The sequence below is a fragment of the Cupriavidus phytohabitans genome, assembly GCF_017815025.1.
Lineage (GTDB): Bacteria > Pseudomonadota > Gammaproteobacteria > Burkholderiales > Burkholderiaceae > Cupriavidus.
Map to the genome: position 1 here is coordinate 1 of NZ_JAGIQB010000057.1, position 14,969 is coordinate 14,969.

Genomic DNA, 14,969 nt, shown 5'->3' on the forward strand with positions numbered 1-14,969 from the left:
TGCACTTCATCGGCGATGCCAGCTCGTTCTTCATGTGACTGGCATCTGACTCTCATTCGTGAAATTGGTTTACTCCGAATACTTATCTCATATTACTTATATCTGTATTTATCGATATCAGAATTAAATAATAAATATTTTATCAGGGTTACCACTATGCATTACTGATCAATCCATAGGCCTATATTAATTATCGCCGGAGCAGCGATTGCACCCTGTCTGAATGAAAACCTGTCTAACGCAGGCGACAGCCAATTCCTGACGATTACGCATGGATGCCCACACCAGATTCGATGCTGCCGCGGCCCTTTCGGACCTTATCGGTCCGCGCCTGTCGCGCGACGCCAACGCCTTCCGGCTCAGCGCATCGAATGAAGTCAGTAACGGCGCATCGAAGCTACGTCTCGCGCAACTGCTTGCTCTTGCGAGCCGCCATGTCCGCGCCGGCGTCCCGCTCAATCCGGGCCCCGACGAACTTCGCTTGCTCAGCGCAGGCATTCCCGGGTGGGATATGTCCCGTTGGAGCCTGCTGGAAGCGCTGCGCGTTGCCTTGCTGCTCGCTTCGCCAGACATGGAAGGCGACGCCTTCCCCATTACGCTTGAGCATTGCTTTCGTTTCGCCGACCATGGCGAGTCGTGCGCCCTATATCGCGCGCTCGCACTCCTGCCGAGCGGCGAGCGCTTTGTCTGGCGCGCAGGTGAAGGCTGCCGCAGCAATATGCGCTCTGTATTCGAAGCCGTCGCATGCGATTCTCCCTACCCTGCGCAGCATTTTGACGAAGTTGCCTGGCGCCAACTCGTGATCAAGGCCGTATTCATTGACGTGCCACTCTGGCGCATCGACGGCATCGACCGGCGGCTGTCTCCGGAACTCGCCCGGATGGCGCTCGACCTTGCCGATGAAAGGTGCAGCGCGGGGCGCGATGTGCCGCCGCAGCTATGGCTTTGCCTCGGTCCCCATGGCGGTGAACGCGGGCTCCAGGCCTTGCGCAAGGAACTGGCGCAAGGCCACGCCCGCGGCCAACGCGGCGCCCTTCTCGCGCTCGCCCGTGCTGGTGACACGATGAGCGGCGATTGCCGATGGCTGCGCACCGCGCTGGACAAACACGCCGGCTTCCTCGAGCAGGCCCGCCAGGCAAGCTTTACGCAGCAAGCCCTTCGCTTCCTTTAGCGTCCAAAGCGAGAAGGAACCACAAAGAACCACGACCCACAAGAACCACAAGAACCACAAGAACCACAAGAACCACAAGAACCACAAGAACCACAAAGGACACGCCGTGAGATTCTTCGATCCCCACATCCATATCAGCTCACGCACCACCGACGATCTGGAGGCCATGGCTGCCGCCGGCATCCGCGCGGTCATCGAACCAGCGTTCTGGCTGGGTCAGCCACGCACCAACGTCGGCAGTTTCTTCGACTACTTCTCGAGCCTGCTCGGCTGGGAGCGCTTTCGATGCAGCCAGTTCGGCATCGCGCATTACTGCGCCATCGGGCTCAATTCGAAGGAAGCAAACAACGTGGAACTCGCGCGCGAAGTGCTTGACCTGCTGCCGCAATTTGCGCTGAAAGAGGGGGTCGTCGCCATTGGCGAGATCGGCTACGACGAGATCACCGCCGCGGAAGATTTCGCGTATCGCGCCCAACTGGATCTCGCGCGCGAGCACGACATGGTGGTAATGGTCCATACGCCCCATCGCGACAAGAAGAACGGCACACTACGGTCGATCGATGTCGCACGGGAGCACGGCATCGATATGACGAAGCTGGTCATCGACCATAACAACGAGGAGACTGTGCGCGCCGTACTCGATTCCGGCGCATGGGCCGCCTTCACGATATACCCGAACACAAAGATGGGTTCCGAGAGGATGGTGGAAGTCGTCCGGCAATACGGATCCGAACGGATCATTGTCGACAGTTCAGCCGACTGGGGCGTCAGCGACCCGCTGTCGGTGCCCAAAACCGCGCGGCTGATGCTCGCCCGTGGCATTCCTGCCTCCGATGTCGAAGCCGTCAGCTGGAGCAACGCCTTGCATGCCTATGCGCAGTCCCAGCAGATCGATGTCGCTGCGCTTGACCAGAATCCTCGACTCGATCAGCGTCAGCTGTTCGCCGACAACTCCGTGCTCCGCGGACAAGTGCCACGTGTCGACGAGCCCGTGCCGAACTGAACCGGCGCCGGTTGACCGGACGCCAGCGGAATAGAAAAAACCATCCCGTCTCCCTCCAGTCACGTCTTCGTCCCGGTACGAAGCCCAGGAGCGCCGCATGCTCGAGCATCGCATCGAACAGAGTTTTGAAGTGCGCTACAGCTATCCGGTCTGCTTCACCCGCGGCGCCCTCACGCCTGCAAACCCGCTGCTGTCAGACCTGATGCGAGCGCAGCCGCCAGGCGCAAGGGCACGCGTGCTATTCGCGGTGGATGCCGGGCTTTCCGGCGCGCAACCCGGTTGCATCGACGCTATTGAGCAATACGCGCTGGCACATGCGGACACTATCGAACTGGTCCGCACGCCATGGATTGTCCGTGGCGGCGAGACTTCCAAGCGCGATCCGCGCGAGGTGGACGAATTCTACGGCTACGTGCGTGACCTCAGGCTCTGCCGTCACAGCTACGTCGTCGCAATCGGCGGCGGCGCGGTGCTGGACGCGATCGGATACGCTGCGGCAACTGCGCATCGTGGCCTGCGGCTGATCCGGATGCCGTCAACGGTGCTGGGCCAGAATGACGCTGGCGTGGGCGTCAAGAACGCGATCAACTGGCAGGGCCGCAAGAACTTCCTCGGCACGTTCACACCGCCGTTTGCGGTCGTCAACGACTTCGAGTTGCTGGCAAGCGTGGCCGCCGCCGACCGGCGCGCCGGCATTGCGGAAGCGGTAAAGGTCGCACTGATCCGCGATCGCGCCTTCTTCGACTGGCTTCACCTGCAACGATTCGCGCTCGCGGTCCTTGCGCCCCATGCGCTGGAGCCGATGATCGTCCGCTGCGCGGAATTGCATCTCGCACAGATCCGCAATGCCGGCGATCCCTTTGAGCGCGGCAGCGCCCGGCCGCTGGATTTCGGCCACTGGTCGGCGCACAAGCTCGAAGAACTCTCCGAGCACCGTTTGAGGCACGGCGAAGCGGTCGCGATCGGCATGGCGCTCGATGTCCAATACTCCCGCCGGCTTGGCATGATCGGCGATCTGGCCGCGGAGACCATCATGCAAACGCTGTGCGATATCGGCTTTACGCTCAATCACGAGGCGCTGGGCCACCTTGATGTCGAACAGGCACTGGACAACTTCCGTGAGCACCTGGGCGGGCAGTTGTGCATCACACTGCTAAAAGGGATTGGCGAAGGCGTCGAGGTCCATCATATCGATATCCCCACCATGCGCGCATGCATCGCGGACCTGCAGGCGTCGCAACGGCAAGCACGCCCCGAGACCGTCCCGCTGGAGGTCCTGTCGTGAACCAGGTGAACCAGGTGAGCCACGACTACCCGCTGACGTACTGCACCAACATCCACCCCGGTGATGCATGGGCCGATGTCCGGCGCAATCTGGAGGACCACGCGTTGCAGGTCAAGGAAGCCTGTTCCCCCGCGCGCACGTTCCCGTTGGGGATACGCCTGTCCGCGCAGGCCGCCTTCGAACTCGACGACGTTGAGATCCGCCGCTTTGCCAACTGGTGCGAGGCACATGACTGTTACGTGCTGACGTTGAACGGCTTTCCGCACGGGGCCTTCCACGGTACGCAGGTCAAGGAAGCGGTCTACCTGCCAGACTGGCGGGATCCGCGGCGCGCCAGTTATACGAACCGGCTCGCCGACATCCTCGCGCAATGGACGCCACGTGGCCAGACCCGATCGATCTCGACAGTGCCGGTTGCGTACCGTAGTGGCTTTGCCACGGAACACTGGGGACCGGTCAGGACGCATCTGTTGTACACGCTCATGCACCTTGCATACCTGCACGAGCGCGGCGGTCTGCTAATCCGCCTCGCGCTCGAGCCCGAGCCACACTGCGTACTGGAGCAGACCCACGAAGCCGTCGAGTTCTTCGAGCGGATGCGGTTTCCCGCCTCGCTTGCCGATTACATCGGCCTGTGCTTCGACTGTTGCCACCAGGCGGTGGAGTTCGAGCAGCCAGCTGACTGCCTCGCGGCACTGGAAAGCGCCGGGATCCGTGTGGTCAAGGTACAGGTTTCTTCCGCGCTGCGTGCCCGCGGCAAGGCGATTGCAAACCTGCTGGCCTTCGACGAAGCGACATATCTGCATCAGGCCGTGCTTTGCACGCTGGACGGCGAACTGCTGCGCTTTTCCGATCTGCCGGAACTCGCGCGCTGGCTCGAGCGCGGCGAGCCGGCCGAAGAATGCCGCGTGCACTTCCACGTGCCGGTCTTTCTGGCCGAACTCGGGAATGTCGGCACAACGCGCTTCTTTCTTGAGGACTGCCTGCCGCGGCTGGCGCCGGGGACGCCGCTCGAGGTCGAAACCTACAGCTTTGGCGTCCTGCCGCAAGCGCTGCGCCTCGACTCGGCGGGCGCGTCCATCGCACGCGAACTGAACTGGGTCAGGGAGACACTCGATGCAGCGCACGGCCGTCATTAACGTTGTCGGGCTCACCAGGAGGCTGCTCGGGCCGCACACGCCCAACCTTTCCGCCCTCAGCGACGAGGTGGCGACGATCGACGCGGTGATGCCTGCGCTGACCTGTTCGGCGCAGACAACCTACCTGACTGGCAAGCTGCCGACCCAACACGGCATCGTCGGCAACGGCTGGTATTTCCGCGAGCTCGACCAGGTGATGCTGTGGCGGCAAAGCAACCGGCTGGTCCAGGCACCGCGCATCTGGCATCTCGCGCGGGAGCGCGATCCGTCGTTCACCTGTGCCAACACGTTCTGGTGGTACGCGATGGCGACCGACGCGGACATCACGCTGACCCCGCGGCCCCTGTATTGCGCCAACGGCCTGAAGCTGCCGGACTTCTACACGCAACCGGCATCATTGCGCGAGTTGCTGCGCGAACGGCTCGGGCAGTTTCCTCTTTACGACTTCTGGGGTCCGCGCACCAGCATCCGCTCGAGCCGCTGGATCGCGGATGCCGCGCTCACGGTGGAAGAGCAGTTCTCCCCGACGCTGAACCTGATCTACCTGCCGCACCTCGATTACTGCCTGCAGCGCGTCGGCCCGCAAGCCGATATCGCGAGCGACCTGTGCGAGATCGACGCCGTCTGCGGGGACCTGATCGACACGTTCCGGGCGCGTGGAGTGCGCATCGTCGTGTTGTCCGAGTACGGCATCGTGCCGGTCAGCAGGCCGGTACATATCAACCGCATCCTGCGCGAGGCCGGGTTCCTTGCGATCAAGCGCGATCTCGGCCGGGACTATCTCGACACCGGCGCTTCGCGCGCATTTGCCGTGGCTGACCACCAGCTGGCGCACGTCTATGTCCGCGACCCGCGCGATGTCGGCGCGGTGAGCCGGCTTCTGGGTGACGTCGATGGCGTTGGCGAATTGCTCCATGAAGCCGGGAAGGTTCACTACGGCCTCGCGCATCCCCGTGCCGGGGAGATCGTCCTGCTGGCCGAACCGGATAGCTGGTTCACCTATTATTTCTGGGCCGACGACGCGGCTGCGCCAGACTATGCGCGCACCGTCGATATCCACAACAAGCCGGGCTACGATCCGGTCGAGCTGTTTGTCGATCCGGACATCCGCTTCCCCGCGCTGAAAGTCGGCGGCATTCTCGCGCGCAAGGCGCTCGGCATGCGGTACACGATGGACGTGGTGCCCCTCGACGCGTCGCTGGTACGCGGCTCGCACGGCATCCGCACGGCCAGCGACAACGACGCGCCAGTGCTGATCAGCTCCGAACGCGGCCGCATTCCCGACGACAACCTGGCAGCCACCAGTGTCTTCGCCACCCTGCTCGATCACGTCTTCCGCCAATGAATGCCCTACCGGTTCGCGCCAGCCTCAACGCAGTGTGTTCGCTGTGCCGCGTGAGCAATCTGCCCACCGTCTGGATGAACGTGCTGGCCGCAGCCGTCCTCTCGGGCGCTGCCTGGGAGGGAAGCCCGGCCGCCGCCCCCGCCTTGCTGGTCGTGCTGCTCTTGGTCGCGCTGTCGTGCTTCTACTGCGGCGGCATGGCCCTGAACGACCTCTGCGACCTCGAGCATGACCGCATGTACCAGCGCTACCGGCCGATTCCGGCCGGCCGCATTACCCCTGGCCGTGCCCGCGCCGTCACCCTCGCGCTGTTTGCCAGCGCGCTCGCCTGCCTGCTGCTCGTTTCGCATCATGCGGGGCTGGCTGCCGGTGTGATGCTGCTTTTCGTGATCTGGGTCTACGACCACTTCCACAAGCGCCACCCGTCGACCGTGTTCGCCATGGCCGGCGCGCGGCTGCTGGTCTACGTCGTCACTGCGTCAGCGCTGACCGGGGGGATATCCACGGGGGTCGGAATCGCCGCCCTCGTCCAGGGGGCCTACGTGCTACTGCTGACAGTTGTCGCGCGCCACGAAGGCCGCACCGCCGCCGGGCGTTACCGATGGCCAGTGATCCCATGGATGCTTGCCGCGATGCCGCTGCTCGATGGCGTCATGCTCGCCGTGCTGGCGGATCCGGCGTGGCTGCTTGCGGGCGTGGTCGGCATGGGACTGACCCGCGCGGGCCAGCGCTACGTTCGCGGCGACTGATCGCTGAAGCAGCAACCGTGGCCGCTTCCGGCACAGCGGCCCAGCATGAATCCGAAGTCATGGTGCCGGCTGCACATGAAGCCTCCAAACCAGAAGGAGCACCATGAGTCCATCCATCCCCACCTCCATCAGCCTGACATCGCGCTGGTTTATCCGGCCGGGATGCGAGCCAGCCGCCGAGACCGCGCTGCGCCAGCTCGCCGAGGATGTCCTGCAGCGGGAGCCCGATACGCTCGCGTATCTCATCCATACGCCCTACGGCGGTGACGCCCGACTGCAATCGCTGCCGCCGGCCAATCCTTTTTCCGTCGTGTTCTTTGAAACCTACCGTGACGCCGACGCGTTCCTGCGCCACGTCAACGGACCGGTGTTCACCGGCTTTGTGCGGCAGCATGGCGAGCTGTTTGTCGCGTCGAACGGCTCGCCTTTTACGTTCGTGGAGTTCCTGCAAATGCGCGCGGGCTTTGTGCGGACCGCGACGGCTGCCGCCTCCATCGCCGCGCCGCAAGCCGATGCCGTCAATCTCCATCCCAGCGTGATGTTCGAGATCATCGCGAAGGACCAGGCCACGCTGAAGGCCTTCTACGGCAGCGTCTTCGGCTGGCACTACCAGACCGGCACCGCCGGCTTCGCCTACATCCCGTTCCAGGTGCAGACCTTGCCGCTGCTCGGTGGCATCGGCCAGACAGAACCGAATACGCCTGGCTACGAGCCGGGCAAGAACTTCTACCTTCTCGTCGACGATCTGGACGCGGCGATCAACCGTGCTTTGCAGAACGGCGGCAGCCGCTATGTCGATCCGGTCAGCGTCGATGGCTACCACTTCGCGATGATCAAGGATCCGGAAGGCAATCCGGTTGGCCTGATCAAGCCATTCTGACGCGCCGCGGCAACCACGTCGCACCGCTAACAAGGAGGACCCCATGAGCTACCTCGATCCGCTGCGCCTGCATTTCGCAGGCCAGTTCCAGGCCAATGTGTCGACGGTCAATAACGACCCCGGGCACTTCGACAACGCTGCGTTCGAACCAAGCTACCAGAAGCTGCAGGGGCCGGGCATGAATCCGCCCAACGGCTGGTTCAACCCCACTGGCGACGCCGCCTGGCGGCTGCTCGGCTGCAAGGTCACGTCCGCCTGGCTGCCATCGGGCCCCGCCAGTCCAGCCGATCCGGTCCTGCAGTCCCTGGTCGCCGACTCGGACGGCCGTGTCTGCGCCAAGCTGGTCGATCTCGACAGCGAACAGCAGCTGGTATCCGAAATCTGGGGCCTGCAGGTGCGCATCGCCGACACCAAGGGCAACACGCTGCTGCGCGGCAATTTCAACCCGGCGCCGTTCCTCGACATCTGGGACCGCGCGACGGGCCAGACCTCCGGCGACGTGATTGCCGGCGCGATGTACCAGTCCGTGCTGACCGATCTGCAATGGGCGGATGTGTCGAACTCGCCCTTCCTCACCGCGTTGCAGGCAAGCGGCGACCTGCTCTCGATCAAGTTCAACGTGGACGGCATCAATCTCGACTACACGTCGCCCCAGTTCATGTGCGGTCGGATCGTCGGCACGATCGGCCCCTACGCCGCGGGAGAACCGAACAGCATGGTGATCGGGCGGCAGTTCATGGCCGCGGCGGCGCAGGGTGGCAACTTCTTCAAGCCGCAAGGCGGCATCAACTTCTTCGCGGCGCGGGTCGACGAAGCGTCCAGTTCCATCCTGCTAGACCTGGGCAACGCGCTGAGTACCGGCAACCCGGGCGGCACCATGAATGACGTCGGAGACCTGACGCTCAGTGTCGCTACGTCGACAGGCGCTCTCACGCTGGGAACGATCGCGGCCGGCGGTCAGAACGGCTACTCCGGCGACACGCCTTGGTACCCGACAACCGCAGGCGTGGTGCAGTTGCCGCTGAGCCCCCAGCAACTCGCCGCGGTGCAGAGTGCCCCGCTTACGTTGAGCGCAAACCCGGGCATCACGATCAGCGAATGGAACAGCGGCGTGTTCGTGCGCGCAGACACGTTCGTCTATCGTGCGAGTCCTGGCGACACGCTGCAGGTAGCCGTCTACGCGATGCAGTGGGGCCAGCCGATGGTCGAAGCGACATTGAGTGTCGTGCCGGATTCCTTACAACTTCAGCCTAGCAACATGATTCATCCGCGCGACGTGCCGCCGGTCGCGACACCGCTTTCCGCGTTGAGCTTTGTCGATGCCACGCACCGGCCGCCGACGGTCACACCGCTTTCCGAAGGCTTCAGCGGCACGCTGGTGACGGGCCAGAACGGTGTCGCGTTGCTGTCGCTGGCCACCGGCGACCCGGGCACACCGCGCTATTTCAACCATGGCAAGGACTATGGCCTGGACGGCCAGGTCTACGGCATCCGCGTCGGATTTGCGGATACGGGAACCTATAGCGGGCCGGTGAACCAGTGGAATTTCATCAGCGTCCTGCTGTGGAGCGGCTTTAGCCCCGCCCAGCCGGTCACGTGGACATCGGTGCAACCGATCTTCCAGCAATACGCAAACCTGTATCCGGTCATGGCGCGCTTTCTCGACATGGCCGACTACAAGCAGGTGGTCGCGAATGCCTCGCTGCTGTCGCTCGCGTTCGGACTCGATCCGGCGGATCCGAATTCGATGCCGGTCACACGCGACCTGTCGCCAGCGAAGCGCGCCGCGATCCAGTCGTTCCTCGCCAACCCCCAGTACGGCACCGGCGCACCGGCCCCCGCTGTGCGCGCGCATGCCGCCGCGCCCGTATCGGATGCGATACGTTCCGCCGCGCAAGGTGGCAAGGCGGCGGCCAGCGCACGCCGCCTGATATTGCGCTGATCCCTGTGCGCGCTTTGATCACCTCTTTGATCACCTATTTCGGAGGTAGCCAATATGATTCGCCTTCAACGCTCCACGCTGAAAGGACTGCGGTCCGACCAGCCGTCTCTGCCGGCCATGTATGCAGTGCTGAACCAGGCCATCGAACTCGAGCATGCGACCATTCCGCTCTACCTTTACGCGCTGTATTCTCTCGACCCGACCAAGAACAAGGCCATCGCTGACATCGTTCTATCGGTGGTGATGGAAGAGATGCTGCACATGACGCTGGCATCGAATGTGCTGAATGCGCTCGGCGGGACGCCGGTCATTGGCGGGCAGTATTTCGTCCCGAGCTACCCGGGTCCGCTGCCCGGCGGCGTCGAGCATGGCCTGACCTGCAATCTCGCCCCGTTCTCACCGGCCCAGCTCGACACCTTCCTCGACATCGAGCAGCCGGAGGACCCGCTGGACTTTCCGACCGCTCGGGCGTTCGCGCTGGACACATCGATCACGATTGGCGAATTCTACGATGCCATATCGGCGGCAATCGGCGTGCTCGGCGACGGCGCGTTCGTCAACCCGCCCCGTAACCAGGTCGGTCCTGACCTGATGCAGGAGGCCGTGGTCGTGTACAACGTGACAACCGCGCAGCAGGCAATCCGCACCATCGTCGAGCAGGGCGAAGGTACGTCGAAGTCCCCGGAGGAAGTGGTCGGAGATGGCTACGCCCACTACTACCGCTTCATGCAGATCAAGAACGGCAGGACACTGATAATGAACCCGTCCGGCAACCCGCCCTATTCATATTCGGGCGAGCCGATCGTCTTCGATCCGAGCGGCGTCTATTCGCTGCCTACCAACCCGAAGATCGCGAACTATCCCCCCGGTTCAGCGCAGCGGCTGGCGTGCAACAACTTCAACTACACCTACACAAGCCTGCTGTCCGCCTTGAACTCGCTGTTCAACGGTAACGCTACCTCCGCCCAGATGAATGTCGCGATCGGACTGATGATGTCGCTGAAAGGGCAGGCGAAGGCGATGATGTCGGGGATTCCGAACCCGGCCGTGTTGACGGGGCCGAGTTTCGAGTACCAGCCGGTCGACCCGGGTAGCGCCGCTGCCTGATCGGGCACCAGCGCTTTCCGACGTGATTTCGCAAGACGCGCTCACTGCCGTCCCGCGACGGCAGGCGCGCTCACCCGTGCAGTATGGGAGCCGAATTCGGTCCGACACCCATGCCGTTGGTGATTGTCGCATCGGTTGGGGCACGCACAAGAAGCAGTAGCTGGCACGACCCCGCAGGATCCGCACGCCTGTTGCATGCCTATTCCTCGCCCCGGACTTGCCTCTCCCTAGCCGCATTCTTGTCCATCCTGGCCGCATGAGCCGCTGCCTGTTCGAGCAAGGCCGCATGCGCTCTCGGCACGACGAGCATCGTCAAACCCAGTCCGTCCATCACGCGCAGCGCGTGCTCCAGATTGACGCCCTTGCCGTTCTCCAGCTTGGACAGCATACCGACGGAAACCCCACAATGATTAGCAGCCTGGTCAATGGGCATGCCTTCCCCTGCCCGCGTTGCACGTATCCGGTCCCCAAGCTGGTCAATGCTACGGATTGTTGCGCGGGATGGCGGAGTTGGATCAGGAAGCGGCCTCGGCATAGAGGTGTCATAACTTTCACGAAAGTGAAATTATACCATCGCCGTCCAATCCCGGATTTGGGGAGCACCGCGCGTCGGTTTGTTGCCCCGTCGGGAGCTGACATTGCTGTTGTGGGTGGCTTGCAGGCAATTGATTGCATCCGGACACCGCTTCGACTCACCGGGCCAAACGCCGCACCATCGCTAAACCAAGCCAAGGGGCGATGCACCCGTTAGCAGCTCGCTTGCCTGACGCGCGTCCACGGTATCGAATCCCTCCGTGAACGAGGCATGGACCTTGACTACCATTTGCCGCGCAGCTTCGTCCTTGCCTTGGCGGTGCCATAGTCGGGCAACGCTCAGCACGGCTTGCAACTCGATGGACTTAGCCGCCTGCTGATGCGCGAGGGCAATTGCCTTCTCGAAGCATGCTTGCGCTTCGTCGTCCCTGGCGGAGAGACTGGCCATTTCGCCCGGCAACTGCAGCATCCATTCTCCCTGGAAGCGATGCAGCGTCGCGGCATCGAAGCATTCGCCGGTGCTGCTGGCCAGGGTCAGCGCCTCACCCAGCACGCGCAGCGCCGCATCAGGCTGCCCTGCCCGGCCATAGGCGTCGGCAAGCAATCCCAGCAGGGATGGCCGCCCCAGTGCGGCCCCGGTGGCTTCGTGGGCAGCAAGACCCTGCTGGATCAGGTCAATGCCCTCCTCATGGCTGCCTTGCCGGCCGAGCGCCCAGCCGCGCAGTATCGTCGCCCAGGCCAGATAGAGCGGAAACCCTTGTTCGCTCGATAGCGCGAGCGCGGCATTGGCGTACTCGAGCGTCTGTTCCGGTTCGCCCCGGCGCTGATGCAGCTCGGCCGCGAAGATCAGGCTCAAGGCAAGCCCGAACGGGTCGGAGGCCTGCCTGGCCAGCGCCAGGGCCTCTGCCGAGCGGGCGAGGGACTGATCCGGCAAGCCCAGATACCAGAGCGCCCAGCTCAGCGCGCTGCGCATGTGGACCGCGGGGTTGCGCACATAGCGCAAGAGATGACCATAGGATTGCCGGTCGGGGCGGTGCAGTGCCAGGGCCTGCTCCATGTGGGTACGGGCCGCCGTGAACTCGCCCAGGCGGAACACGGTCGAGCCGAGCACGCGGTGTGCCTCGGCCATCTGTTCCGGGTCCTGCGTATCCTGCGCGAGGCTGAGCAGCCGCTCACCTAGTGCCTGCGCCGTCTTGAGCTGGGCGCGCAGCAGGTAGAAGGACCACAGACCGAGTTGTGACGAGAAGCACTGCGGCGTGTCCCCGCCCTGCTTGCTCAGCGCGAGGGCCCGCGTGTAGGTCGCCTCCACCTCCGGCGCGCCGAAGCCGCGCGCGGCCATCCAGGCCGGGCCGAGCGTTAGCAGCAGCGTCAGCTCTTCCTGCAGGCGTTCGGGCGTGTCAGGCAGGGTCTTGAGCAGTTCGAGCGCCGCGCTGAGATGGCCGATCGCTTCGAGCTGGGCGGAACGCTGCAGGGCCTGCTTGCCGGCCAGCTGCAGGTATTCGACCGCCTTCGGCACATTGCCGCTCTGGCTGTAATGATGCGCCAGCTCGTTGCAGTACTCCTTGAGCCGGTCCGGGAACAGCGCCTCGATGGCCTGCGCCGTGCGCTCGTGCAGGAGGCTGCGCTGCGCCGACAGCAGGGAGTTGCCCGCGACCTCCTGGGTCAGCGCATGCTTGAACGCGTACTCCACTTCGGGGTAAGCGGGCCGCTCATAGATGAAGTCCCCGGCCTGGAGGTCGACCAGCAGCGGGTGCAGCGCGGCTTCGGGCTGCCCCGTCACATGCCGGACCAGGCTGGACGGGAACTCGGTGCCGATGACCGCGAGCGTCTGCAACAATTCCTTTTGCGGGACCGGTAGCCGGTCGATCCGGGCCGCCAGCACCCCCTGCACGGTGGTCGGGATGTGCAGCGCCACAGGAGCCTTGTCGATCCGGTAGTGGCCGGGCTGGCCGAGCAGGGCATGTTCCTCGGCCAGGGTCTGGACCACTTCCTCCATAAAGAACGGGTTGCCCTCGGTCTTGGACAGGATCAGCTGCTTGAGCGGGACCAGCGAGGGATCATCGCCGAGCAGCGCCATGAGCAATCCCTGGGCCTCCGCCGGGCCCAGCGGTTCCAGATGCAGCTGGGTGTAACACGGCTGGCTGCCCCCGTCGTGGCGGTATTCGGGGCGGTAGTTGACCAGCAGCAGCAGCCTGGCGTGCGGCACCTGCGCGATCAGGACATCGAGGAACGCTTCGGTCTCGCTATCGAGCCATTGCAGGTCTTCGAACAGCACCATCAGCATCTGGTTCTGGCTCTCGCGCACCAGCAGTTTCACGATCGCCTCGAACGTGCGCCGGCGCCGGATGGCGGGATCCATCGTCGGCAAGGCCGAGCCCGGCTCGACAATCCCCAGCAGGTAGAGCAGGTAGGGCAGGTGTTCCTCCAGCGCACGATCCAGGATCAGCAGCTTGCCCGTCGCCTTCTCGCGACAGCGGCGTTCATCGTCCTGTGGCGTGATCTGGAAGTAGTTGCGCAGCAGGTCGATCAGCGGCAGGTAGGGGAACGCCTTGCCATGCGACACCGAGAAGGTTTCGAGCACCAGGCAGCCTTCCTGCGCGCGCGCCTTGAATTCGTGGAACAGGCGCGATTTGCCGACGCCCGCCTCCCCCACGACGCCGACGATCTGCCCTTGCCCGCCCTTGGCCAGCGCCAACGCCTCGCCCAGGCGCGCCAACTCCGCCTCGCGACCGACAAAGCGGGCCAGGCCGCGAAGCGCCCCCACCTGCAGCCGCGTGCGCAAGGCGCCCAGACCGAGCACCTCATACACGGCCAGTGGCTCGCGCAGTCCCTTGATCTGGGTACGTCCCAAGGCCTGGAACGCGAAATACCCCTCCGTCAGCCTGTGGGTCGATTCGCTGACCAGGATGGAGGACGGGGTCGCGACGCCTTCCATTCGGGCGGCGATGTGCATGGTGTGGCCCACCGGGTCGTAGTCGGTGCGCAAATCGTCCTTGCGGATCGAGCGGACCACCACTTCCCCGGTGTGAACGCCCACCCGGATCTGCAGCGGGATGCCCTGCTCCAGCCGGATCCGGTCACTATGGCGGCGCATGGCCTGCTGCATCCGTAGCGCCGCGAACAGTGCCCGCAGCGCATGGTCTTCGTGAGCGATCGGCGCACCGAACAGCGCGAGGATGCCGTCGCCGAGCGACTTGGCCACGTACCCTTCATAGTGATGCACGGCCTCCATCATCAGCGCCACCACCGGGTCGATCAGGCGGCGGGCTTCCTCCGGGTCCAGGTCCTGGATCAGCGCGGTCGAGCCGGCCATGTCGGCAAAGAGCGCCGTGATGGTCTTGCGCTCGCCGGCGGCATCCGCGCCCTTGGCTTCCATGGCGGCGCGTTCCGCGCGGATGCGCTCGGCCAGGTGGGGTGGAGTGTAAAGAATCGGGGCCGGTACAGGCGGGGCCGGGGGCGGAGTCTGCTGCGGCGCCGCAACCGGGTCCGGCAGCTGCGCCCCGCAGGCCGCGCAGAATCTGGCCGAGGGGCTGGACTCGTAGCCGCATTGCGGGCAGGCCTGCGCCAGCCGTTGCCCGCACGCCTCGCAGAACCTGGCGCCAGCGGGGTTCTCGAATTGGCAATGGGTGCAGCGCATTTCGTCCTCGGACTGCCGTTAGCCGCTACGCACTCATTCAAGGTCCAATCGATACTGTTAGCAAGATCTGGGAATGTCGGCCTTTCCGGGCAACGCTCGTCGATGGGACTGTCGCAACGCTCGCCAGCACCGCCGTCCGCGAGTTGGCTCCGTCGATGCAACCTGACAATGGCCCAGATT

Annotated in this window: 11 protein-coding genes; 9 read left to right on the forward strand and 2 right to left on the reverse strand. The window is 64.3% G+C overall.

What is annotated here, in order from left to right; genetic code table 11:
- Positions 1-271 precede the first annotated feature (271 nt).
- From J8I34_RS28630 to J8I34_RS28670, 9 genes are all read left to right on the forward strand, one after another.
- Positions 272-1,171 carry an EboA domain-containing protein gene (locus J8I34_RS28630; protein ID WP_051320608.1) on the forward strand — a complete coding sequence of 300 codons (900 nt, stop codon included), beginning with the start codon at positions 272-274 and terminating at the stop codon, positions 1,169-1,171.
- Positions 1,172-1,277: 106 nt separating this feature from the next.
- On the forward strand, positions 1,278-2,174 hold the full coding sequence (locus tag J8I34_RS28635; RefSeq protein ID WP_029049120.1) for a TatD family hydrolase: 897 nt from the start codon (positions 1,278-1,280) through the stop codon (positions 2,172-2,174).
- Between the two features lie 97 nt (positions 2,175-2,271).
- Positions 2,272-3,459, forward strand: a complete 1,188-nt coding sequence (locus J8I34_RS28640; protein WP_209775449.1) for a 3-dehydroquinate synthase — start codon at positions 2,272-2,274, stop codon at positions 3,457-3,459.
- A complete protein-coding gene (eboE, locus tag J8I34_RS28645) occupies positions 3,456-4,598 on the forward strand; it encodes a metabolite traffic protein EboE (RefSeq protein ID WP_209775450.1) in 1,143 nt (380 codons plus the stop codon). Before J8I34_RS28640 ends, eboE begins: the two co-directional genes overlap by 4 nt.
- Positions 4,576-5,943, forward strand: coding sequence for an alkaline phosphatase family protein (locus J8I34_RS28650; RefSeq protein ID WP_209775451.1), 1,368 nt, complete (start codon positions 4,576-4,578; stop codon positions 5,941-5,943). The genes eboE and J8I34_RS28650 overlap by 23 nt, the downstream gene beginning before the upstream one ends.
- A gap of 50 nt (positions 5,944-5,993) precedes the next feature.
- The gene (locus J8I34_RS28655) at positions 5,994-6,689 is read left to right on the forward strand and encodes a UbiA family prenyltransferase (protein WP_209775452.1); all 696 of its coding nucleotides are present in this window, start codon (positions 5,994-5,996) and stop codon (positions 6,687-6,689) included.
- 103 nt (positions 6,690-6,792) lie between these two features.
- Positions 6,793-7,569 (forward strand): VOC family protein, encoded by a 777-nt coding sequence (locus J8I34_RS28660; RefSeq protein ID WP_209775453.1) that lies wholly within the window; start codon positions 6,793-6,795, stop codon positions 7,567-7,569.
- 43 nt (positions 7,570-7,612) lie between these two features.
- Complete coding sequence (locus J8I34_RS28665; protein WP_209775454.1) at positions 7,613-9,511, forward strand: hypothetical protein; 1,899 nt, start codon at positions 7,613-7,615, stop codon at positions 9,509-9,511.
- A 54-nt stretch (positions 9,512-9,565) separates the two neighbouring features.
- Entirely contained in the window at positions 9,566-10,618 is a 1,053-nt protein-coding gene (locus tag J8I34_RS28670) for a ferritin-like domain-containing protein (RefSeq protein ID WP_035878402.1), read from the forward strand.
- Between the two features lie 199 nt (positions 10,619-10,817).
- Here J8I34_RS28670 and J8I34_RS28675 read toward each other — a convergent pair whose 3' ends face one another.
- Together J8I34_RS28675 and J8I34_RS28680 are read right to left on the reverse strand one after the other, a co-directional pair.
- A complete protein-coding gene (locus J8I34_RS28675) occupies positions 10,818-11,153 on the reverse strand; it encodes a helix-turn-helix domain-containing protein (protein ID WP_051320606.1) in 336 nt (111 codons plus the stop codon).
- 183 nt (positions 11,154-11,336) lie between these two features.
- Positions 11,337-14,789, reverse strand: a complete 3,453-nt coding sequence (locus J8I34_RS28680) for an adenylate/guanylate cyclase domain-containing protein (RefSeq protein WP_209775455.1) — start codon at positions 14,787-14,789, stop codon at positions 11,337-11,339.
- Positions 14,790-14,969: the final 180 nt, after the last annotated feature.